Here is a 21999-nt window from a genome sequence, read left to right on the forward strand (position 1 = left end):
CCTGGCCACGCACCGAGGGAACGAGGATCGAACGTGTCCACACTCGACCCTGCAGCTGCTCGCACCGCGGATCACCCGGACGACCGGGATCCGGTCGCCCTCGTGGACGAACTCTGCCTCCGCTACCGCAACTGGGGACGCTGGGGGGAGGACGACCAGCGCGGCACCCTCAACTTCATCACGCCCGGCGTGCTGGTCCACGCCGCGTCGATGATCCGGTCGGGACGGGTCGTGTCGTGCGGCCTGCCCTTCGACGACGAGGGCCCGCAGCGCGGAGGCTTCGGTGGGCGGACGAACCCGGTCCACTCGATGTTGCAGGACGGCGGCGACATCGCACTCGGCGCCCAGGACCACCTCGCCGTGCTGCGCTACACCGACGACGCCGTCTCGATGCCGCTGCAGTGCGGCACCCAGTGGGACGCACTGGCCCACATCTTCTACCGCGGCCAGATGTGGAACGGGCACGGTCTCGAGCACGTGACGAGCACGGGAGCGACCCTCAACAGCATCGACCGGATCGCCGACGGGGTGGTCGGCCGCGGGATCCTGCTCGACATCCCGCGGCACCGCGGGGTCCGGTGGCTCGAGGCCGGGCAGGGGATCGGTGCCGAGGAGCTCGCCGACTGCGCGGCCGCCCAGGGCGTCGAGGTGCGGTCCGGGGACATCGTGCTCGTCCGGACCGGGCAGATCGCGCAGGTGCGCGCCACCGGGACGTGGGGCGAGTACGACTCGGGGCCGGCCCCCGGCCTGGGCGTCAGCGCCGCCCACTGGTTCGCCTCGCACGAGATCGCGGCCCTGGCCACCGACACCTGGGGGGCCGAGGTCCTCCCGAACGACACCCCGGGGGTCTTCCAGCCGCTGCACCTGATCCTGCTGGTCAACGCCGGTATGACGATCGGCGAGATCTTCGATCTCGAGGGGCTCGCGACGGCGTGCGAGGAGGAGGGCCGGTACGACTTCTTCTTCAGCGCGCCGCCGCTGCCGATCACAGGTGCGGTCGGTTCGCCGATCAACCCGCTGGCGATCTTCTGATGGGTCCGTTCCAGGCCGACGAGGTCGAGATCACCGTCCTGGTGGAGAACTGGGTCGACATGCTGCTGCCGGACCGGGACCTCGGCGACGGGAGCCACTGCGTGCGGTCGGGCCTGATCGAGCACTTCGACCTGCGCCGGCTCCCGCCCCAGGCGGAGAACGGCATCAGCCTGCTCGTGACGGCACGGCGCGGGCGGCACGAGGTCACCGTGCTGTTCGACGTCGGGTTGACCGGCACGGTCCTGCTCCACAATCTGCGCGCGCTGGGCGTCGATCCGCGACGGATCTCGCACGTCGTGATCAGCCACGGTCACCCGGACCACTACGGCGGCCTCGACGCCCTCCTCGGCGCGCTCGAGGACACCGTTCCGGTCGCGACGCACGAGGACGCCTTCCTCCCGCGGTACGCCGTGATGGGGGACGGCCGCACCTCCGCCTACTACAACCAGGCGTTCACGCTCGACGGCATCGAGCGCCAGGGGGGTCGCCCCGTCCTGAGCTCGGGCGCGCTGGACCTGGGCTGCGGGATGTACACCACCGGATCCATCCCGAGGCAGGTGTCGTTCGAGGGGCCGGTCGAGCCACCGGCCGAGCACGCTCCCGGCCTCTACCAGGTCCGCGCCGACGGCAGCTACGGCCTGGACAGGGTCCTGGAGGAACAGGGCCTCGTGATCGACGTCAAGGGCAAGGGCCTGGTCGTGCTCACCGGCTGCGCCCATGCGGGGGTGCTCAACACCATCGACCGGGCACGCGCGATCTGCGGACCCGAGCCGGTCCTGGCGGTGATGGGCGGGTTCCACCTGGGGTTCCCGACCACCCCGCACGACAACGTCGACCTGACCGTCGGCGGTATGCGGGAGCGGGACGTGCGGCACATCGTCCCGATGCACTGCAGCGGGCTGCCCGCGCACGCGGCGTTCCGGTCGAGCGCGCCGGACCGCTACCTGCAGCCCTCCGTCGGCACGGTGCTGAGGTTCTGATGCCGGACCCGCAGGGCCCGTTGGCCGGTCTCCGGATCGTCGCGCTGGAACAGGCCGTCGCGGCGCCGCTGTGCTCACGCCACCTGGCCGACCTCGGCGCGGACGTCGTGAAGGTCGAGCGGCCGGACGGCGGGGACTTCGCCCGCGGGTACGACACCTTCGCGCAGGGGTACGCCTCGCACTTCGTGTGGCTGAACTACCGGAAGCGCTCGGTGGTGCTCGACCTCAAGACGGCGGCGGGGAAACAGGCGCTGGGCACCATGCTGCGCGATGCCGACGTGTTCCTGTCCAACCTCGGGCCGGGTGCGGTCGAGCGCATCATCTCCGACGACGAGCTGCGCGACCTCAACCCCGGCCTGGTCACCTGCCGGATCAGCGGGTACGGGCCGGACGGGCCCTACCGGGACCGCAAGGCCTTCGACCTGCTGGTCCAGGGGGAGGCGGGGGTGACGGCCAGCACCGGACTACCCGGACAGCCGGCCAAACCGGGGGTCTCGCTCGCCGACCTCGGGGGCGGGATCTACGCCGCGACCGCCGTCCTCGCCGCGCTGCGGGAGCGTGACCGCACAGGGCGGGGGCCGCGGATACACGTGTCGATGTTCGACGTGCTCGCGGAGTGGATGAGCCCGCTGCTGATCGCCCACCGGGAGGGTGGGGTGGACATCGAGCCCGCCGGCACCCGGCACGCGTCGATCACGCCCTACGGACCGTTCGGCACCGCCGACGACGTCACCCTGAACATCGCGGTGCAGAACGATCGCCAGTGGGCCCGGTTGTGCAGCGTGCTCGGACTCGACGACCTCGCCGGCGACCCGCGTCTCGTGCACAATGCCGGGCGCCTCGAACACCGGGACCTCGTCGAGTCGGCGGTCGCCACCGCGACGGCGCGGCGGTCCGCCGCCGATCTGGAGCACGAGCTCGATCGGGCGGGCGTGCCGTGGGGACGGCTCAGCTCGGTGGCCGATGTCGCGCGCCACCCCGAGCTGGTGGACGGACGGCGCTGGCGGCCGGTGCGGCTCCCCGACGGTGCGGTGGTCTCGGTCGTGGCCGCACCGTTCCGCTTCTCGACGGACCCGGGCCCGGACCCGTCCGTGCCGGGCGTCCCCGGGCTGGGGGAGCACACCGCGGACGTCCTCGGCGGTCCTCCGGGGCCGGACGACTAGCGTTCCACGGCACCGGCCACGTCGATCAGTGTCAGCGCCATGCGCGCCTCGAGAGTGGCGCGCGACGACCGGACGTCGAGCCCGGTGAGCAGTTCGATGCGGCGCAGCCGCTGGGTGACGGTGTTCGGGTGGACGACCAGCCGCTCGGCCGTGTCGCGCCGGTCGAGGTCGCTGTCGAGATGGGCACGCAGGGTCGTGACCAGCTCGGTCCCGTGGGTGGCGTCGTAGTCGAGGATCGGGCCCAGCGTGCGGGCGGCGTAGCGCCGCAGTGCCGACGGCTCGGCGAACTGGAGGAGGAGCCCGGCCGCGCCGAGGTCCTCGGTCGAGACCAGACCTCCTCCCCTCCCGTTGGCGAGGGCGAAGGCCATCGTTCCCGAGGCCAGCCGGTGGGCGGCGGCGATGCCGAGCCGGTCCGACCGGGCGACCGCCACGGTGACGGCCGCTCCCGGTAGCGCCGCGGCGACGGCCCGGCGCAGGAGCCGTTCGGCATCGGGGGAGTGCTCGCCGGGCCAGAGCGCGACGACCACGCCGTGCACCGCGGAGACCAGCGGCCGGGGCCGGATGTGCGAGGTCAGGCGGACCGCCTCGGGGACGACGCGCTCCGCCCCGTCGGCTCCGGCCCGGCGGTCGGCCGGGCGGGACGGGTCCGGGGCCCCGTCGGAGCGGACGACGTAGATCGTGCAGTCGCCGCTCAGGTCGTGCCCGAGGAGCTGGGCGCGGTCCCTGATCCGCGCGGAGCGGGGGTCCGCCCCGGCGAGCAGCTCGGACAGGAGCTCCCCGCGCACGCCCTGCTCGGCCTCGGCCGCGGTGCGCCGGCGGAGGACCTCCAGCGAGAGCTGCACCGCCGCGTGCTCGGCGGCCCGCACCCCCAGTGCGTCCAGGCGGTGCGCGTGGCCGAGGAGCCACACGGTCGCCACGACGCGCCCGTCGAGCACCACGTCGGCGACGACGTGCTGCCCGTGCCGGCGGACGAGTGGCCGCTCGGTCGGCGCGGGGTCCGTCCCGGCCGTCGGCAGGTCCGCGGGGGCCCGGTCGGCGTCGGTCCCGACCCGTGCGAGCACCTCACCGTCGGCATCGAGGACGACGACCGGGCTCGACACCAGCTCGGCCAGGGTCCCGGCGATGCCCTCGACACCCCCGGCGCGGACCGCCGCGCGGACCAGACGGTCGTGGATCTGCCCCGCGCGCTCGATCAGACGGTGTTGCCTGCGGAGGTCGTCGAGCACCCGCGCGGACGTGATGGCGATCGTCGCGTGCTCGGCGAGGAGCTCGAGGTGCTCGACCTCGCGCGGGGTGAACTCGTGCACCGTCGAGCGGTAGCTGTTGAGCGTGCCGATGGTGCCGGCCGAGGTCCTCAGTGGAACGGCCAGGATCGAGCGGTAGCCCTGCTCGCGTGCCACGTCGGACCAGCTCGAGTTCGGTTCCGCATCGGTGTCGGAGACCGAGCACGGGCGACCCGAGTAGAACGCGCGGGCGGCGGGGGCCCCGACGGCGTCGGGGCCGTCCAGCCGGATGCGGCGGTGCTCGTTGACCCGGGCGATGTAACCGGCGGGCAGCCCGCTGGCCCCGTGGATCAGCAAGTGGTCGTTCTCCGGTGCCGGGACCATCACCCCGCAGAAGTCCAGCCCGAGCAGCTCCCTGGCGGTCGTCGCCACGAGGTCGAGCATCGTCGGCAGCTCGGTCTCCGTGTTCACCGCGGCGGTCAGCGTGCCGATCGCCCGGAGCCAGGTCCGCAGGTCCGGGACAGGAGGAACCGTCACCGGCGCGATTGTGTCATCGGGGACATGAGGCGCGTCAATGTCTGTCATCGCGGACATTGTTGGCGCGGATCGACGCTGAGAGGCTCATCACATCGCGGGGACGAGGTGCTCGGACCTGCGTGGCCGGCGTCGACCGAAGGGCACATCGTGCGCGAGATCATCGAGACCGAGAGCGGGCCCGTCCTCGCCGAGTGGGACGTCCCCATCACCGCCGACGACGGTCTCGTCCTGCGGGCCGACGTGTTCCGGCCCGTCGGCGGGGAACCGGCCGCCGTCCTCCTGAGCTACGGCCCGTACGGCAAGGGGCTGCCGTTCGCCGAGGGGTACGCGACGGCCTGGGAGAAGCTCGTCACCGACCACCCGGAGGTCGGGAAGGGCTCCTCCAACCGCTTCCAGAGCTGGGAGGTCGCCGACCCCGAGCGCTGGGTGCCGTACGGCTACGCCTGCGTGCGCGTCGACTCGCGCGGCGCCGGTCGTTCGCCGGGCCGGATCGACTGCTTCTCGGAGCGGGAGACCCGGGACGTCGCCGACTGCATCGAGTGGGCCGGGACCCGGGAGTGGAGCAACGGCAGGGTCGGGCTCTCCGGCATCTCCTACTACGGCATCAACCAGTGGCAGGTCGCCGCGATGCGGCCGCCGCACCTCGCCGCCATCTGTGTCTGGGAGGGCGCGAACGACGTCTACCGCGAGGTGACCCACCACGGCGGCATCCTCTCGACGTTCACCCGGCACTGGTACGAGATGCAGGTCGTGTCGGTGCAGCACGGCAACGGCCGGAAGCTCCTCAGCACGATCAACGGACTCGAGGTCACCGGCGACGAGGCGCTCGACGAGAGCACGCTGCGCGAGAACCGGGTCGACCTCGGCGCGGACCACCGCGCACACCCGTTCGACGACGAGTACTACGCCACCCGCACGCCCGACCTGTCCCGGATCGAGGTGCCGCTGCTGTCCGCCGGCAGCTGGGGTGGTGCCGGGCTCCACCTGCGGGGCAACGTCGAGGGATACCTGGGCGCCGGGTCCCGGCAGAAGTGGCTCGAGATGCACGGTCTGGAGCACTGGACCGAGTACTACACCGACTACGGGCGTGACCTGCAGCGCCGCTTCTTCGACCACTTCCTGTTCGGCGTCGACAACGGCTGGGACGAGCAACCTCCGGTGCTGCTGCGGGTCCGTCACGTGGACGGCTCGTTCTCCGACCGCACCGCCACGGGCTGGCCGCTGCCCGAGACCGACTGGACCGAGCTGTTCCTCGACGCCGCGACGGCGTCCCTGACCGACGAGCTGCCCGCGGCCGCCGAGTCCGGCTACACCGAGCTCGTCGACGGTGCGACCTTCACCCTGCCGCCGTCGGACCGGACGATCGAGATCATCGGCCCGCTCGCGCTCAGCCTGTTCGTCAGCAGCGACACCGACGACGCCGACCTGTTCGCGGTGATCCGCGTGTTCACCCCGGACGGCGACGAGGTCACCTTCCCGGGCGCGATCGATCCGCACTCGCCGCCGGCCCAGGGATGGCTCCGCGCCTCGCACCGCGAGCTCGACGCCGACCGGTCGACCCCGTACCGGCCCTACCACCCGCACACGTCGCGGCAGCCGCTCGAGCCCGGCACGACCTACCAGGTCGACGTGGAGATCTGGCCGACCTGCGTCGTCCTGCCGCCCGGCCACCGGCTGGCCGTGACGGTGCAGGGCCACGACTTCGAGAACGGCGGTGCCGCCGAGGCGCTGTCCAACATCCGCGTGCCGCTGCGGGGATCCGGCCCGTTCGTGCACGACGACCCCGTCGACCGGCCCGCCTGCGACGACGCGAGCCCGGCGAGCGGAGCCACCGTCACCGTCCACACCGGAGCCGGCACGCCCTCGCGACTCGTCGTGCCCTTCATCCGGCGCTGACCGCCCGCGACACCACACCCACCCGGCAGAGCGATTGGGCGCGCCACCGGCGTCGTCCCGCGGTGCCGTCGCGCCCGTCCCAGGAGAGCCATGAGGATCAGCAGTCCGTTTCCCGACGTCACCCGGCGGCGGCTCGTGAGCCGGGCGGAGCCCGCACTCGTCGTGGTGGCCGTGATCCTGGTCTGGGAGGTGTGCACGCGCACCGGAATCCTGCCCGGCCAGGACTTCCCCCCGGCGACCGAGATCGGCGCGGCGTTGCTCGCCGACCTGCGGGGAGCCGATCTGTGGAACGGCATCGCCTCGTCGATGAGCGCCTGGGCCCTGGGCATGGCGCTGGTGACCGCCGTCGGCGTGCCCGTCGGGATGCTCCTGGGCGCCTCCGAGCTGTCGTACCGGGCGAGCTACCTGACCCTCGAGTTCGTCCGGACCCTCCCGGCCATCGCGGCGCTTCCCCTGCTGTTGTTCATCTACGGCATCGGGCAGCAGCTGACGGTGGTCATCGTCGTCCTGGCGGCGCTGTGGCCGCTGCTCATCCAGTCGATGTACGGCATGCGCGACGTCGATCCGGTGGCGGTGGCCACCGCCCGGGTCTACGGGATCGGCCGTGCGCGCCGGTTCGTGCTGGTCGACGTCCCCAGCTGCCTGCCCTACATCGCGACGGGGATGCGGTTGTCCGGGACGTTCGCGTTGATCTTCGCCATCGCCACCTCGCTGATCGTCGGGGGTCAGGGGCTGGGCGCCGAGATGGCGCGGGCGGCCAGCATCGGTGACCGCCCCCTGCTCTACGCCCGGGTGCTGGTGACCGGCCTGATCGGTCTCGCCGTGACCGCCGCACTCGTCGGCATCGAGCGGCGGGCCCTGCGCTGGCACGTCTCGCAGCGGGAGCAGCTGCAGTGAGCTCCGTCGGGACGAGGGTGCTGGCCAGCCTGGCGGTGCCGGTGGTGCTGGTGGCGCTCTGGTGGGTCGTCAGCTCCGGCAGCGCCTCGCCGTACTTCCCGCCGCTGCCGGACATCGTCGAGGGATTCGCGGAGACGTGGACGGCGGACCGCCTGCGCGGCGATCTCGTGCCGAGTCTCGTCGCGCTGGCGGTGGGATTCGTGATCGCCGTGCTCGTCGGCATGCTCGGCGGCATCGTCCTCGGGCTGTCCCCGCGGCTCCGGCGTGACGTGCGCCCGCTCACCGAGTTCCTGCGGGCCACGCCGGTCGTCGCACTCGTGCCGCTCGGGCTGGTCCTGCTCGGGCCCGGCACGACGATGGAGATCGCACTGATCGCCTTCGCCGGCACGTGGCCGATCCTGATCGCCGCCGTCGACGGTGTGCGCGCCGCCGACCAGGTCGCGCTCGACACGGCCCGGGTCTACGGCCTCTCGCCGGCCCGCCGGCTCGTCCAGGTCGTCGTTCCGGGCGCGATGCCGCAGATCATGGCCGGCGTCCGGATCGCCGTCGCGGCGTCGGTCGGAACGATGGTGGTGGCCAACATGCTCGCCTCCGGTGCGGGCCTCGGCTACGTCGTCATCCGCGCCCAGCAGTCGTTCAACATCCTCGACACCTGGTCGGGCCTGCTCATGATCGGCCTCGTGGGCTGCTCGGTGACCGGCCTGGTCGTGACCGTCGAACGCATGGTCCTCGGCTGGCACCGCAGGTGGCGGGCGCTCGATCAGCGCAGCGCCTGACACCGCAACCGACCTCTCACACCCGACGAAAGCGAGTGCAGTGTGTCCACCTCGAGTCACGGGCACGTCGACGGTGGCCGCGCAGTCCCGGCGGCACCGCACGACGCGCCCCACGACAGTGTCACGACCGCCGCGAGCGGCGCCGACATCGTTCTCGAACCGCGCCACCTCCGCGTCACCTACGGCCGGGGCCCGGGCGCCGTGACGGCGATCGGCGACGTCAGCTTCCAGGTGCGGGCGGGCGAGTTCGTCTCGGTCGTCGGGCCGTCGGGTTGCGGGAAGACGACGCTGCTCAAGTCGCTGTCCGGGCTGCTGCGGCCGACAGCCGGTGACGTGCTGGTCGACGGTGCCGTCGCCACCGGTGTCTCGCCGAGCCTTGCGATGGTGTTCCAGGAGTACAGCCGCTCGCTCCTGCCGTGGCAGAGCGTGCGCGCGAACGTCGAGTTCCCGCTGCGGGGCGCCCGCCTTCCGCGTGCGGAGGTCACCGCCCGGGCCACCGAGGCACTCGCCCACGTGGGCCTCGGCGATGTCGACCAGGCCTATCCGTGGCAGCTGTCGGGCGGGATGCAGCAGCGCGTCGCCATCGCCCGTGCCCTGGCCTACCGGCCGACCGTGCTCCTGATGGACGAGCCGTTCGCCTCGCTCGACGCGCAGGTGCGGGCCGAGCTCGAGGACCTGCTCCTGGACATCCGGGCCGAGTCCGGCATGACGATCGTCCTCGTCACCCACGACATCGACGAGGCCGTCTACCTGGGGGACCGGGTCGTCGCGCTGACGCACCGGCCGACCGAGGTCCGGACGACGATCGACGTCGACCTGCCTCGGTCGCGCGACCAGGTCCGGACCAAGGCGCTGCCCCGGTTCGTCGAGCTGCGCACCCAGGTGCTCGAGCTGATCCTCGCCGAGCGTTCGGCCTCCGAGCGCACCGGCGCATGACGGTGCCCCACCCCCACCCGAGAGGAACGATCCCATGACGCACGCCGTACGGACGCGGAGCCGGCCGCGCCTCCTGCTCACCGCGACCCTGTCCGTCCTCGCCGTCCTGCTGGCCGGCTGCGGCGGATCACCGGGACCGGACACCGGCAACTCCCCGGTCAGCATCGGGACCCTGCCCTTCGCCGGTGTCGCCGGGTGGCAGGTCGCGTCGGACGAGGGCTATTTCGCCGAGGCGGGCATCGAGGTCGAGTACGTCGAGCTGCGCACACCGGCCGACGTGGTGCCGAACCTGCTCAACGGCACGGTCAACCTCGGCGCTCTCAACATCGGGAACCTGTCCCAGGCGCTGGCCCAGGGGCTGGACCTCTCCATCATCGGGGTTACCTACTACGCCGACAACGACATGTCGATCCTGACGATGAAGGGCAGCGGCATCTCCGCGCCGGCCGACCTCGAGGGAAGGACCGTCGGGTTGTTCCAGCTCGAGAACGCGAACCACGCGGCGCTCCTCGAGACGCTCGAGGGCCAGGGGGTCGACACCGCCGCGATCGAGTTCGTCCTCATCCCGGCGACCGAGATGCCCGCGGCGCTACGGTCCGGCCAGGTCGACGCCGGGCACGTGCTCTACCCGCTCGCGACGACGATGGCCGACGAGACGGACATCGTGATCGAGAACATGATGGAGCCCTACGGCGAGCAGCCCGTCCAGGCGTACAACATCGTGAACACCGCGTGGGCGGAGCAGAACCCGGACGTGGTCGCCGGGCTGCAGCAGGCCCTCGCCCGGGGGAACGAGCGTGCGGGAACGGACCAGGACGCGCTCATCGCCGCGGTGGCCGAGCTGACCGGGGCGCCGACCGAACTCCTGGCCGCGTCGAAGCTCCCCGCGTTCGGGAGCGACCTGAAGCTGGACTCGAGCCGCCGTCAGCTCGAGATCATGACGAAGTACGGCTTCCTGGACGCCCCGGTGGATCTGGCCGCGCACGTGTACCGGAACCAGGAGACGGGGTGAGGACGGTCCGCACGAACCGGGTCAGCTCCCGCTCGACGTGCTCGGCCACCGGATCACCCGGGTCGAAGCTCCACCAGAGCAACGTCCCCTGCCAGTAGGTCGCCAGCACCGCGCCGGCGTCCGGCGGGACGCCCGGCGTCCCGGCCAGACAGGCGTCGAGCACCCCGGTGAGCGACGCCCGCCAGGCCGCGCCCCGCCGTCGTACCTCGGGGTCGAGGAGGTCCTCGCGCAGCACCAGCAGCGCGTCGGCGTAGCTGTCGATGCCGACGTACTGCTCGGAGAGCCCGACCAGGAACGCGACCGCGCCGTCCGGGGTGCGCTCCACCCCGGCGCCGAGCGAGTCGGTCCGGTGGTCGAGCCGGTCCCAGGCGTGCAGCAGGGCCCGGCGCAGCAGGTCGGCCTTGCCGCCGAAGCGCTGCACCAGCGTCGCCGGGGCCAGCGAGCTCGCCTCGGCCAGCGCGGCGAACGTCAGCGCCTGCGGCCCGCGGGCGTGCAGGACGTCGAGGGCGGCGTCGAGGACGTCCACGTCGGGAACCTGCTTGCGGCGGGGCACGAGCCCATCGTATATAAATGAATAGACGTTCATAAACGAGGAGGGCACATGGATCTGTCGGGACGGGTCGCGCTGGTCGCCGGGGCCACCCGCGGGGCCGGGCGGGGGATCGCGGTCGAGCTGGGCGCGGCCGGCGCCGTCGTCTACTGCACCGGGCGCAGCACCCGCGCGGCGCGGTCCGAGTACGACCGGGCGGAGACGATCGAGGACACCGCCGACCTCGTCACCGCCGCCGGCGGCACCGGGATCGCCGTCCCCACCGACCACCTCGACCCCGCCGCGGTGGCGGCCCTGGTGGACCGGGTCGAGCGCGACCACGGCCGGCTCGACGTCCTGGTGAACGACATCTGGGGCGGCGAGATGATGGTCGAGTGGGACGTGCCGGTCTGGGAGCACGACCTCGCGAACGGCCTGCGCACCCTGCGGCTGGCGACCGACACCCACCTCGTCACCGCGCACCATGCGCTGCGGCTGCTGTCCCGCACGCCCGGCGGGCTGGTCGTCGAGGTCACCGACGGCACCGCCGACTACAACGCGGAGAACTACCGGCTCAACGTCTACTACGACCTCGCCAAGATCGCGCCGATCCGGCTGGCCCGGTCCTGGGCGCACGAGCTGCGCGCGCACGGCGGGACGTCCGTCGCCGTCACCCCGGGCTGGCTGCGCTCGGAGATCATGCTGGAGCACTTCGGGGTCACCGAGGACATCTGGCGCGACGCCTGCGCCCGCGAGCCGCACTTCGCGATCTCCGAGACCCCGCGGTTCGTCGGGCGGGGGATCGCGGCGCTGGCCGCGGACCCGGACCGGCACCGGTGGAACGGCCGGTCGACCTCGTCCGGGGAGCTCGCGCGCGAGTACGGGCTCGACGACGTCGACGGGTCCCGCCCGGACGCCTGGCGCTACGTCGTCGAGGTGCAGGACGCGGGGAAGCCCGCCGACACCACCGGCTACCGCTGAGCCGGCATCCTGGTCTCGCGGCGTTGCAGCTCCAGCAACGCGGCGAGCGCGAGGACCGCGAGTGCGGCCACGGCCAGGCAGAACACGATCCCGGCGGTGCGCAGGCCCCACAGCTGGGACGCCTCGCCGATCCCGATCACCGGCAGCGAGATCGCGACGTAGCAGACCACGAAGTACGACGACGTCGTCCCGGCCCGGCGATCGCCGGAGATCCGCCCGTGGACGGCGGCCAGGCCCTTGGTGAAGGCCATGCCCTGCCCGGCCCCGGCGACCAGCGCGCCGGTCACGAGCGCGGCCATCGATCCGGTCGCCACGGCGAGCGCGACCAGGAGTGCTCCGGCGGTCAGCAGGGCGCAGCCCAGGTCGAGGACGCGGTCGGTCGGGGCCCGCTGCACGAGGAGCTGGCCGGCGACCGACGCGGAGAGCAGCAGGAACGTCAGCAGCCCGGCGACGGCGGGGCTCGGGTTCCCGATGATCTCGGCGAGGATCCGCGGGGAGACCGCGGTGAACAGGCCGAGCACCGCGAACCCGGCGAACCCGGCGGTCGCGGCGGGGACGAACACCGCCCGGACCTCCGGCGGGACCGTCAGGGCCTGCGGGCGCAGGGACGGGTGCTCCGGACGCCGCACCGTCTCCGGGGCACCGAGCACCAGCAGCCCGCACAGCGCCACCGCGACCGCGTGTAGCGCGAAGGACAGGTGCAGCGGCGCCGGCAGGTACTGCACGGCCGGCCCGGCGAGCAGCGGGCCGAGCCCGAGCCCGCCGATGTTGGCCACGGTGGCCACGGCCGCGCCCCGTGACCGCCAGGACTCCGGGGCCGCCTCGATCACCGCCGCGGTCGCGGCGCCGGCGAAGATCCCGGCCGAGAACCCGGACAGCAGCCGTCCGGCCAGCAGTACCCACAGCGGCCCGGCCAGCAGGAACACCACGCTGCTGGTCAGCGAGAAGGCGATCCCGGCGAACAGCAGCGGGCGGCGGCCGAGCTGGTCGGACCACCGTCCGGCGACCAGCAGGGCGGTGAGCACCCCCACCGCGTAGAGGGCGAAGATCACCGTCTGGACGACCGGGGTGAACCCGAGCTCGCGCTGGTAGAGCGCGTACATCGGGGTCGGCATCGTGGTGCCGACCATGACCACCGCGAAGGTGAGGGCGAGCCCCGCGAACGCGGCCCGCGACGTCGGACGTGCGATGACGGTGCTCCCTTCGCGAGCCGGACCGGCCGTTGCAGTGTGCAGCGATCCTGGTGCACCCGGGCCGTGACGCCGTCCGCCCGCCGGTGCCGGCACCGCCTGAGCTTCCCCGGGACGGTTCCGCGGAACCGTGACCCGCGTCTCCGCGCCGCGACCCGTCCTCGCAGGATGGTCCGAGACCCGGGGATCAGGAGCGCCGGTGCAGCACGTGCAGGGCGACGCCGTCGGGGAGCGGGCGGGTCCGCACCGTCCATCGCTCCCGGGCCCGGTCGAGCCAGGCCGGGACCTCGGGGCGGCCCGGATCGGTCAGCCACACCTCGCCGTCGTCGGCGGTGATCCGGGGGAGCAGCTCGAGCAGCGCCCCGGCCGCCGCGGCGCCGTAGAGCACGTCGGAGGCCAGCACCAGGTCCCAGCGGCCGTCCCGCAGCGCGACCGGCTCGTCGAACGCGACCGTGGCGGTGTCGACGGCCGCGCCGAGGCGCCGGGCGTTCGCCTCGACCCACGCGACGGCCGCGGGCGACCGGTCGGTGGCGAGCACCGCGGTGGCGTCGGCCCGGGCCGCCACCAATGAGGGCAACCCCAGCCCGCAGCCGAGCTCGACCACCCGGCGTCCGGCGAGGTGGGTCTCGTCGACGGCGACCGCCAGCGCTCGCCCGGCGGGCCACAGATGGGCCCAGTGCGGCGGGTGCAGCTCCTCGGCCCCGGCGGGCCCGGCGGCCGGGATCGGGACCGTGTCGAACGGCAGGTCGTCCGGATCGGCCGGGCGCAGCAGGGGGAGCGGACCGCGGGGGAGCGGGACCGTCTCCACGATCCCCGGCCCGGTCGGACCCGGCTCCCGCGGCCGGGGCACGCCCGTCAGATCCCGGCGCGGTGGGTCCACCGGCCGCCGACCAGCGTCCCGGCCACCGGCATCGCCCGCAGGGCCGCCGGGTCGCAGGTCAGCGGGTCGGCGTCGGCGAGTACCAGGTCCGCCCGCGCGCCCGGCTCGACCGCCGGCGTCGACCCGGCCACCACCCCGTACGACGCGGCCAGCGCCACCGACCGGTCCAGCTCCTGCTCGGGGTGCCAGCGGTCCCGGTCGTCGGCGGTGCGGTGCACCGCGGCAGCCAGCGCGATCCACGGGTCCAGCGGCGCGACCGGGGCGTCCGAGCCCAGCGCGAGCCGCGCGCCGGCGTCGTGCAGGGCCGCGTAGGCGAACGAGCGGCCGGTGCGGCCGGCCCAGAGCCGGTCGGCGACGTCGCGGTCGTCGAGCGCGTGCTCGGGCTGCACGCTCGCGATGAGCCCGAGCGCGGCGAACCGGGGCACGTCGTCACCGGCCAGCAGCTGGGCGTGTTCCACCCGCCCACGTGCACCGGTGGCGGCGAACGCGTCGAGCACGAGGGTGTTCGCGTGGTCGCCGATGGCGTGCAGCGCCGCCTCCAGCCCGGCCGCGTGCGCCCGTTCCAGCAGCGGCACCACCTCGCCGGGCGGGACGAGCAGCATCCCGCACGGGTGGGCCGGCGCCTCGCCGACGACCGGGTAGGGGTCGTAGCAGTAGGCGGTACGGGTGTTCAGCGACCCGTCGGTGATCACCTTGAGTGGGCCGGCGGTGACGAGTCCGCCGGTTCCCGGGACCGGATCGCCGGTGCGCAGCCCGGTGGCGACGCCGTCGTCGAGGTGCTCGGGCCACACCGACGCCTCGACCCGCACCCCGGTCGTCCCACCCTCGACCCGGCGCCGCCAGTCCGGCAGCGACCAGGGGGCCTCGAAGTCGACGATCCCGACCACGCCGCGCGCCGAGGCAGCGGCGACCGCGTCCGCGACGAACGCGTCGAGCGTCTGCGAGGGGACGTCGGACAGCGCGACGGTGACGGCGAAGAACTCGGACTCCCGGATCCGGCCGGTGGGATGCCCGCGGTGCCCGAACTTCTCCAGCGCGGCACCGTTGAGCCAGCCCTGGTGCAGGTCCCCGGCGATCAGCACCACCGGGACGTCGCCGGAGACCCGGTCGAGCAGGTCGCGGTGCGCCGCGTCGGGCCACAACGCGTCCCGGTAGCCGAAGCCGACGAGCACCTCGCCGGGCGCCGGTGGCGCGGTGACGAGCCGGTCGGCGACCCGCTGCGTGCACTCCGCCGCCGAGCCGGTGCCGGAGACGTCCAGCCGGCGCCGGGCCAGCGCCCACTGCTGCGCGTGCACGTGGTGGTCCCACAGGCCGGGAAGCAGCGCGCGGCCCCCGGCCTCGACGACCTCCGGGGCCCCCTCGACGTGCAACGCGGCGCCGACCGCGACGATCCGGCCCGCCCGCACGAGGACGTCGACCGGCTCGGCCGGCGAGGCCGGGGACGCGCCGCCGACCGGACGGACGTCGCGGAGGAGGAGGTCGGTCACCGGGCCGTGTCCGGGACGCTCACCGTGCGGTTCCCAGGTACGGACGATCCCGTCCGGTCCAGCGGTCCTCGTCGCGTCGGTAGACCGGGATCGGGCGTTCGGCGACCCGGAAGGTGTAGCGGCCCGCCTCCTCGACCACCTCGCCGTCGGTGGCGAGCATGCTCGGCTCGTGCAGCTCCACGTCCAGGCGTGGCACCTCGCGCTGGTGGTAGACCCGGCTGTGCCCGAGCGCGCCCAGGATGAGCGCGAGGACCACCCGCGTCCGGGAGAAGCGCACGTCGGCGCGCAACCAGCGGACGTCGAGCAGCCCGGAGTCCAGGGTCGGGCGCCACGCCGGCACCGCGCCGCGCGGGTGGTAGGGCCCGTTGCCGACGAACAGGAACCAGACCTTCTGCCACCGGTCGTCGATCTTGACGCTGATCTTCTCGGAGCGGCGCAGCACGGTGATCAGCGCAGCGGCGAACGCGGGCCACTTGCCGTAGCGCGGCTGCCACTGCTCGCGCAGCCGCACCAGCTCGGGGTAGGAGCCGATCGAGGCGGTGTTGAGGAAGAACCGGGTCCGGGTGACCGACGGGTCCTCCGGGTCGTCCAGCCGCCCGGGGTGGGCCTCCACCAGCGCCAGGTCGACCGCGACGGCCTCACCGGCCTGGGCGGCGTCGACGGCCTCCTGGGTGTCGTAGACGCCGACGTCGCGGGCGAAGTGGTTCAGCGTGCCGCCCGGCACGACGACCAGCGGCAGCCCGTGCCGGTCGGCGACCGCGGCCGCCGCGGCGACCGTCCCGTCGCCACCTGCGACGCCGACGGCGCGGACCCACTGGCCGCGCTCGGCGATCGCGTCGGTCAGCATGTCCATCACGTCGACGCCGTCGCCGACGATCAGGTGGTGGGCCGCCGGGAGGCCGTCGCGCACCTCGTCGGACACGTCGTGGTCGGGCGGGCCGGAGAACGGGTTGGACACGATCACCAGGCCCTCACCCTGGGGCAGCGACGGCACGGTGTCCATCGGCCGGGCGCGGGCCTCGTCGTCGCGGCGGACCGGCCACCACCGCTGGGTCAGTACGGCCAGACCGGAACCGACGGCCGCACCGGCCAGCACGTCGGAGGTCCAGTGCACGCCCACGTGCACCCGTGACCACCCGACCAGCGCCGCCAGCGGCACCACCACCGGAGCCGCCCGGCGGTTCTCCAGCACGACGGCGGTGGCGAACGCGGCCGCCGACGCCGCGTGCCCGGACGGGAACGACGACGACGAGGGCGGGTTGTCCACCGTCCGGAACGCGGGCAGCTCGGCGGCGGCCGGGCGTCTCCGGGGCAGCAGCGGCTTCAGCACCGCGTTGGCGGTCAGGCTGGTCAGCGCCACCGACGCCACCCCGCGGATCGCGGCCTTGCGGCCCGCACCCTTCCGCACGGCGAGGATCCCGGCGATCGCGAACCACAGCAGGCTGTGGTCGGCGGTCCGGGTCAACCGGCGCAGTGTGGTGTCGACCCGGCTGGGCGGGCGGGTCGAGATGAAGTCGGTGATGACCTTGTCGGTCCGGGAGACCGTCGCGATTCCTCCGTCCAGTCGCCGGGACCGGCGTGCGACGCGCTCGAACCATCCACTCACAGAGCTGACAGTAGAGGGGGTCGGGCGCATACTCTGAAGGGCATGCAGCGTCGGATCTTCGGGGTCGAGACGGAGTTCGGTGTCACGTGCACCTTCCATGGGCAGCGCCGTCTGTCCCCGGACGAGGTCGCGCGATACCTGTTCCGCCGGGTCGTGTCGTGGGGCCGCTCCTCCAACGTCTTCCTCCGCAACGGGGCACGCCTGTACCTGGACGTGGGCTCCCATCCCGAGTACGCCACCGCCGAGTGCGACTCGCTGACCCAGCTCGTGGCGCACGACAAGGCCGGTGAGCGGATCCTCGAGGACCTGCTCGTCGACGCCGAGCGCCGGCTGGTCGACGAGGGCATCGGCGGCGACATCTACCTGTTCAAGAACAACACCGACTCGGCGGGCAACTCCTACGGCTGCCACGAGAACTACCTGGTCGCGCGACAGGGCGAGTTCTCCCGGATCGCCGATGTGCTGCTGCCGTTCCTGGTCACCCGGCAGCTGATCTGCGGGGCGGGCAAGGTCCTGCAGACCCCGCGCGGCGCGGTGTACTGCCTGTCCCAGCGGGCCGAGCACATCTGGGAGGGCGTCTCCTCGGCGACCACCCGGTCCCGGCCGATCATCAACACCCGGGACGAGCCGCACGCCGACGCCGAGCGCTACCGCCGGCTGCACGTGATCGTCGGCGACTCGAACATGTCCGAGGTGACGACCCTGCTCAAGGTGGGGTCGGCGACGCTGGTGCTGGAGATGATCGAGGCCGGCGTCCAGTTCCGGGACTTCACCCTGGACAACCCGATCCGGGCGATCCGCGAGATCAGCCACGACCTCACCGGGCGCCGCCCGGTCCGGATGGCCGGCGGTCGGGAGGCCAGCGCCCTGGACATCCAGCGCGAGTACCACGCCCGCGCCGTCGAGTACCTGCAGAGCCGCGGGCACGAGGACAGGACCATGGAGCGGGTCGTCGAGCTCTGGGGCCGCACCCTGGACGCGGTCGAGAGCCAGAACCTGTCGCTGATCGACCGCGAGATCGACTGGGCGATCAAGAACCGGCTCGTCGAGCGGTACCGCAACAAGCACGACCTGGACCTGTCGAGCGCCCGGATCGCCCAGCTCGACCTGGCCTATCACGACGTCCGGCGCGGGCGCGGGCTGTTCGACATGCTGCAGCGCAAGGACCTCGTCGACCGGGTCACCGACGACGGCGAGATCGAGGCCGCCAAGGACACCCCGCCGCAGACCACCCGGGCCAAGCTGCGCGGCGACTTCATCGCCGCCGCGCAGGCCGCCGGCCGGGACTTCACCGTCGACTGGGTGCACCTGAAGCTGAACGACCAGGCGCAGCGCACCGTGCTGTGCAAGGACCCGTTCCGTTCGGTCGACGAGCGCGTCGACCGCCTGATCGCGTCGCTGTAGGCGGCTCCGGCTCGCGCCGGACCCGCGCACGCGATCGGGTTGCGAGAACGCGCGTCCGATCGGGCGCGCGTTCTCCGAACCGGATCGCGTTCACGTCCGCCGGCGCCGGTCATTCGTGTGGGGGCGGCGTAGCCGGAGGTACTCGGCCGTGGCCGCGACGGCGGGATCCGGGTCGCCGGCGAGTCGGGTCAGGACGGTGGTCGTGCGCGGGCCGGCGACGTCGGCGAGCGCCTCGGTGAGCCGCCGGCGGGCCGCGCCGGCCGCCCGTGTGAGCTCGGTGTCGATCGCGTCGGCGATCTCGTCCGCCCGCCCGTGCCGGGAGGCGAGGACACCGAGCACGTCGGCGGCGTCGACGTCGTCGCGCCCCTCGACGACGAGAGCGACGAGACCGGGGATCGCGTCGGCCTCGCCGCGCCCGCCCCGTACGAGCAGCGCGCGGGCACGCACCAGCGGATCCGGGTGCCGGAACGCGTCGGCCAGCACCTCGGACGCCGGCGCCGAGCCGATCTTGACCAGGGCGGTGACCGCCCGGTGCCGCCGGCCCGCGTCGGGGGAGTCGAGGGCCTCGGCCAGGACGGGGACCGCGCTGTCGCCGGTGCGGGCCAGCGCCCAGTCGAGGGCGCCGGCGACGGTCGGGTCGGACTCGGCGAGCGCCGCGTCGGCGAGCAGGGACGTGTCCCGGTCCTGGAAACCCTCGAGGGCGAGGCGTTGCCGCGCCGAGGGATCACCGGACTCGAGCGAGCGCATCAGACCGACGGTCCGGAGCACGTCGGACCAGTCGGCCGGGTCGCTCGCCCGGACCCGGCCGAGCCGGTCGAGCAGCTCCTGCTCCCGCACGATGCGGTCCCGGGTGCGGGTGACGAGCTGGGAGACCATCGCGGCCGGGTCGAACGAGAGGTCCCCGAGCACCTCCGCGATGTCGGCCAGGCTCAGCCCGAGCGTGCGGAGGCCTTCCACGTGGAAGAGCCGGCGGACGTCGTCGTCGGAGTACCGGCGGTAGCCGCCCGAGGTGCGACCGGACGGCGACACCAGCCCGACGGCGTCGTAGTGCCGCAGCATCCGGGCGCTGATCCCGGACGCCGCGGAGACCTCACCGATCAGCATCGAAGCCTGACACCTCCGCGACCGGACCTGCACGCAGCGCCACGGCCCGGCGGGCCTGGTCGATCAGCGCGTCGACGTCCTGGCCGGGATCCTGCACCAGCCGCTGCGTGGCCAGCGCGTGCGCCCGCACCTCGGCGTCCCGGGCGGTGGCGGCCCGCTCCAGGACGGGCAGCGCCGCCGGCCCGAGCGCGACGAGCGCCCGGCTCAGGCTCCGCCGCACCTCACGGTCGCCCCGGGCGAACTGGGTCGCCAGGACCGCGGCGAGCTCCGGCTCCCCGCCGTCGGGGACCAGATCGACCGCGGTTCGCCACGCCGTCCGGGCGACCTCGTCGTCGGCGTCGGTCAGCAGCTCGGCGGTGATCGCCGGCCAGGTCCGCGGATCGCCGATCTTGGACAGCGTGTGCAGGGCCTGGCCGCGGGCCTGCGCGACCTCCGAGCCGAGCTCGGGCAGCAGTCGCCGGACCACCGTGTCCGCGGGGTGCCGGGTCAGTGCCCAGGTCAGCATGTCCCGGACGAAGAAGTCGGGCTCGACCGCGCAGCGCGCGACCAGCGGGCCGACGAGGGCGGGGTCCGGCCGCGTCCCGGCCGTCAGTGCCGCCTGCAGCCGCTCCGACGCGGCGGGACTGTCCAGTGCTGTGATCATCTCGATCACCTCCGCCCGCCACCCAAGACGTTGTCACGATGTGAAGGTCAAGGCACTCCGTGCTCGTGAGTGGTTATCGCGCGTGCCCCGGCGTGAGGGCGGGACGGTGGCCGGCGACGATCTCGTCGGCCAGCCACTGCGCGACGCCGTCCGGCCAGGGCGCGGGCGGGGCCAGCACCAGGTGCGAGAACCCGGCCTCCAGCGCGGCGCCGGCCGTGTCGTGGGCCTCGGCCGGGGAGTCGTAGCCGACCGGCAGGACCAGCGACCGGACGATCGTGGCCGGGTCCCGGTCGATCTCGGTGCAGTAGCGGTCCAGCATCGCCGCGCGCTCGCGGGCGTCGGCGAGGTCGTGGCCGGGGTAGTTCCACTCGTCGGCGTGCTTCGCGACGAGACGCAGTGTGGCCTTGGCGCGGCCGCCGATCACGATCGGCGGGTACGGGCGTTGCACCGGTTTCGGGTTCCCCCACGCCCCGGTCAGCCGCACGTGCTCGCCGTCGAAGTCGAACGCGCTGTCGGAGGTCCAGATCCGGCGGATCACGGTGCACGCCTCGTCGAAGGCCGCGACGGCGTCGGTGTGCGCGGCGAAGTGCAGCCCGTGCGACTCGTACTCCCGCCGGGCCATCGGCACGTCGGGCCGGGAGCCCACGCCGATGCCGAACTCCAGCCGGCCCCCGGAGACGTGGTCGACCGTCGCGGCGATCTTCGCCAGCAACGCGGGCGGGCGGATCCGGTTGCTGGTGACCAGCAGGCCCAGCCGCAACCGGGAGGTGGCGGCGGCGAGCGCGGACAGCATCGTCCAGCCCTCGAAGGCGGGGCCGTCGAGATCGCCGCCGATCGGCATGAGGTGGTCGAACAGCCAGGCGTCGTCGATCCCGGGTACCTGGTCGGCCTCGGTCCAGACGCGCAGCAGATCGGCGTGGGTGACGTTCGTGGGCGGGGTGATGATCCCGAATCGGGGGTCGTGTTCTCGGTCGGCCATGCGTAATCTCCCCGGAGTCAGGTGAAGCGGAACGTTGCTCCGCCAGCTTAGCGGAACGCTGCTCCGGTTGATACGGGGATACTGGTGCCGTGACGGACACAGCCGAAGGAGCCACCCGCCGTCGTGCGGACGCCCGGCGGAACCAGGAGGCGCTGCTCGACGCCGCGGCGGCGGCCTTCGTGGCGTCCGGCGTCGACGTTCCGGTGCGCGAGATCGCCACCCGGGCCGGCGTCGGGGTGGGCACCGTGTACCGGCACTTCCCGACCCGGGCGGACCTGGTCGTCGCCGTCTACCGGCACCAGGTCGAGGCCTGCGCCGAAGCGGGCGAGTCGATCCTCGCCGCCGCGCCGGGCCCGTACGCGGCGCTGGAGCGGTGGATCGACCTGTTCGTCGACCTGCTGGTGACCAAGCACGGCCTGGCCGCCGCGCTCGGGCCGGACGCGGCCGGGACGGACGCCCTGCACGCCCACTTCCTCGACCGGATCCTGCCGGTCGGACGGCGGCTGCTCGACGCGGCGGAGGACGCCGGTGAGATCCGGCCCGGCGTGGACGCCTACCTGCTCCTGCGCGGGGTCGGGAACCTGTGCATCGGCGCGGAGGACGACCCGCGCTACGACGCCCGCGCGCTGGTCGGGCTGCTGCTGGCGGGACTGGGCGCTCCGCGCTCGTGAGTGGTTGTCGCGGGCCCGGCCGCGACAACCACACACGAGCGGCCGGCCCGCGCGGGCGGGGCGACCCCGCCGA

Annotated in this window: 20 protein-coding genes; 11 read left to right on the top strand and 9 right to left on the bottom strand. The window is 73.6% G+C overall.

Annotated features, from left to right (window positions below; translation table 11 throughout):
* The first annotated feature begins 102 nt into the window (after nucleotides 1–102).
* Genes WIS52_RS25115 through WIS52_RS25125 form a run of 3 tightly spaced genes read left to right on the top strand, consistent with a single transcriptional unit; the run spans nucleotide 103 to nucleotide 3175 of the window.
* Nucleotides 103–1032 (top strand): cyclase family protein, encoded by a 930-nt coding sequence (locus WIS52_RS25115; RefSeq protein ID WP_349300826.1) that lies wholly within the window; start codon nucleotides 103–105, stop codon nucleotides 1030–1032.
* A complete protein-coding gene (locus WIS52_RS25120) occupies nucleotides 1032–2012 on the top strand; it encodes an MBL fold metallo-hydrolase (RefSeq protein ID WP_349300827.1) in 981 nt (326 codons plus the stop codon). Before WIS52_RS25115 ends, WIS52_RS25120 begins: the two co-directional genes overlap by 1 nt.
* Nucleotides 2012–3175 carry a CaiB/BaiF CoA transferase family protein gene (locus WIS52_RS25125; RefSeq protein ID WP_349300828.1) on the top strand — a complete coding sequence of 388 codons (1164 nt, stop codon included), beginning with the start codon at nucleotides 2012–2014 and terminating at the stop codon, nucleotides 3173–3175. The genes WIS52_RS25120 and WIS52_RS25125 overlap by 1 nt, the downstream gene beginning before the upstream one ends.
* Here the strand turns inward: WIS52_RS25125 and WIS52_RS25130 are convergent.
* Nucleotides 3172–4935: a helix-turn-helix domain-containing protein gene (locus tag WIS52_RS25130; protein WP_349300829.1), complete on the bottom strand. Its 1764-nt coding sequence runs from the start codon at nucleotides 4933–4935 to the stop codon at nucleotides 3172–3174. The two genes, WIS52_RS25125 and WIS52_RS25130, sit on opposite strands and share 4 nt — an antisense overlap.
* A 147-nt stretch (nucleotides 4936–5082) precedes the next feature.
* Between WIS52_RS25130 and WIS52_RS25135 the strand changes: the two genes are divergently transcribed.
* From WIS52_RS25135 to WIS52_RS25155, 5 genes are all read left to right on the top strand, one after another.
* The gene (locus WIS52_RS25135; protein WP_349300830.1) at nucleotides 5083–6831 is read left to right on the top strand and encodes a CocE/NonD family hydrolase; all 1749 of its coding nucleotides are present in this window, start codon (nucleotides 5083–5085) and stop codon (nucleotides 6829–6831) included.
* Nucleotides 6832–6921: 90 nt separating this feature from the next.
* Nucleotides 6922–7728, top strand: a complete 807-nt coding sequence (locus tag WIS52_RS25140) for an ABC transporter permease (RefSeq protein WP_349300831.1) — start codon at nucleotides 6922–6924, stop codon at nucleotides 7726–7728.
* The gene (locus WIS52_RS25145; RefSeq protein ID WP_349300832.1) at nucleotides 7725–8504 is read left to right on the top strand and encodes an ABC transporter permease; all 780 of its coding nucleotides are present in this window, start codon (nucleotides 7725–7727) and stop codon (nucleotides 8502–8504) included. The genes WIS52_RS25140 and WIS52_RS25145 overlap by 4 nt, the downstream gene beginning before the upstream one ends.
* 42 nt (nucleotides 8505–8546) lie before the next feature.
* Nucleotides 8547–9440: an ABC transporter ATP-binding protein gene (locus WIS52_RS25150; protein WP_349300833.1), complete on the top strand. Its 894-nt coding sequence runs from the start codon at nucleotides 8547–8549 to the stop codon at nucleotides 9438–9440.
* Nucleotides 9441–9474: 34 nt separating this feature from the next.
* Nucleotides 9475–10452: an ABC transporter substrate-binding protein gene (locus WIS52_RS25155; RefSeq protein ID WP_349300834.1), complete on the top strand. Its 978-nt coding sequence runs from the start codon at nucleotides 9475–9477 to the stop codon at nucleotides 10450–10452.
* On the opposite strand, the gene WIS52_RS25160 is transcribed toward WIS52_RS25155, so the two are convergent.
* Complete coding sequence (locus WIS52_RS25160; RefSeq protein ID WP_349300835.1) at nucleotides 10376–11005, bottom strand: TetR family transcriptional regulator; 630 nt, start codon at nucleotides 11003–11005, stop codon at nucleotides 10376–10378. The genes WIS52_RS25155 and WIS52_RS25160 overlap by 77 nt on opposite strands.
* A 48-nt stretch (nucleotides 11006–11053) precedes the next feature.
* Here WIS52_RS25160 and WIS52_RS25165 point away from each other — a divergent pair, with 48 nt between their 5' ends.
* A complete protein-coding gene (locus tag WIS52_RS25165) occupies nucleotides 11054–11962 on the top strand; it encodes an SDR family oxidoreductase (protein ID WP_349300836.1) in 909 nt (302 codons plus the stop codon).
* Here WIS52_RS25165 and WIS52_RS25170 read toward each other — a convergent pair.
* The 4 genes from WIS52_RS25170 to WIS52_RS25185 all read right to left on the bottom strand — a co-directional run bounded on the left by WIS52_RS25170 (nucleotide 11953) and on the right by WIS52_RS25185 (nucleotide 17125).
* The gene (locus WIS52_RS25170; RefSeq protein WP_349300837.1) at nucleotides 11953–13248 is read right to left on the bottom strand and encodes an MFS transporter; all 1296 of its coding nucleotides are present in this window, start codon (nucleotides 13246–13248) and stop codon (nucleotides 11953–11955) included. The two genes, WIS52_RS25165 and WIS52_RS25170, sit on opposite strands and share 10 nt — an antisense overlap.
* Nucleotides 13249–13339: 91 nt before the next feature.
* Nucleotides 13340–14002, bottom strand: coding sequence for a class I SAM-dependent methyltransferase (locus WIS52_RS25175; protein WP_349300838.1), 663 nt, complete (start codon nucleotides 14000–14002; stop codon nucleotides 13340–13342).
* Nucleotides 14003–14007: 5 nt separating this feature from the next.
* Nucleotides 14008–15519 carry an amidohydrolase gene (locus tag WIS52_RS25180; protein ID WP_349300839.1) on the bottom strand — a complete coding sequence of 504 codons (1512 nt, stop codon included), beginning with the start codon at nucleotides 15517–15519 and terminating at the stop codon, nucleotides 14008–14010.
* A 19-nt stretch (nucleotides 15520–15538) separates the two neighbouring features.
* Nucleotides 15539–17125 carry a bifunctional phosphatase PAP2/diacylglycerol kinase family protein gene (locus WIS52_RS25185; RefSeq protein ID WP_349300840.1) on the bottom strand — a complete coding sequence of 529 codons (1587 nt, stop codon included), beginning with the start codon at nucleotides 17123–17125 and terminating at the stop codon, nucleotides 15539–15541.
* A 42-nt stretch (nucleotides 17126–17167) separates the two neighbouring features.
* Between WIS52_RS25185 and pafA the strand changes: the two genes are divergently transcribed.
* On the top strand, nucleotides 17168–18529 hold the full coding sequence (pafA, locus tag WIS52_RS25190; protein WP_349300841.1) for a Pup--protein ligase: 1362 nt from the start codon (nucleotides 17168–17170) through the stop codon (nucleotides 18527–18529).
* 90 nt (nucleotides 18530–18619) lie between these two features.
* Here the strand turns inward: pafA and WIS52_RS25195 are convergent, their stop codons facing one another.
* The 3 genes from WIS52_RS25195 to WIS52_RS25205 all read right to left on the bottom strand — a co-directional run bounded on the left by WIS52_RS25195 (nucleotide 18620) and on the right by WIS52_RS25205 (nucleotide 21255).
* A complete protein-coding gene (locus tag WIS52_RS25195; protein WP_349300842.1) occupies nucleotides 18620–19633 on the bottom strand; it encodes a MerR family transcriptional regulator in 1014 nt (337 codons plus the stop codon).
* On the bottom strand, nucleotides 19620–20276 hold the full coding sequence (locus WIS52_RS25200; protein ID WP_349300843.1) for a HEAT repeat domain-containing protein: 657 nt from the start codon (nucleotides 20274–20276) through the stop codon (nucleotides 19620–19622). The genes WIS52_RS25195 and WIS52_RS25200 overlap by 14 nt, the downstream gene beginning before the upstream one ends.
* A gap of 73 nt (nucleotides 20277–20349) precedes the next feature.
* Nucleotides 20350–21255 (bottom strand): LLM class flavin-dependent oxidoreductase, encoded by a 906-nt coding sequence (locus tag WIS52_RS25205; RefSeq protein WP_349300844.1) that lies wholly within the window; start codon nucleotides 21253–21255, stop codon nucleotides 20350–20352.
* An 89-nt stretch (nucleotides 21256–21344) separates the two neighbouring features.
* On the opposite strand from WIS52_RS25205, the gene WIS52_RS25210 reads away from it, so the two are divergent.
* Nucleotides 21345–21926 (top strand): TetR/AcrR family transcriptional regulator, encoded by a 582-nt coding sequence (locus tag WIS52_RS25210; RefSeq protein ID WP_349300845.1) that lies wholly within the window; start codon nucleotides 21345–21347, stop codon nucleotides 21924–21926.
* The last annotated feature ends 73 nt before the right edge of the window (nucleotides 21927–21999 follow it).

The sequence above is a fragment of the Pseudonocardia nematodicida genome, from assembly GCF_040105385.1.
In the GTDB taxonomy this organism is placed as follows: domain Bacteria; phylum Actinomycetota; class Actinomycetes; order Mycobacteriales; family Pseudonocardiaceae; genus Pseudonocardia; species Pseudonocardia nematodicida.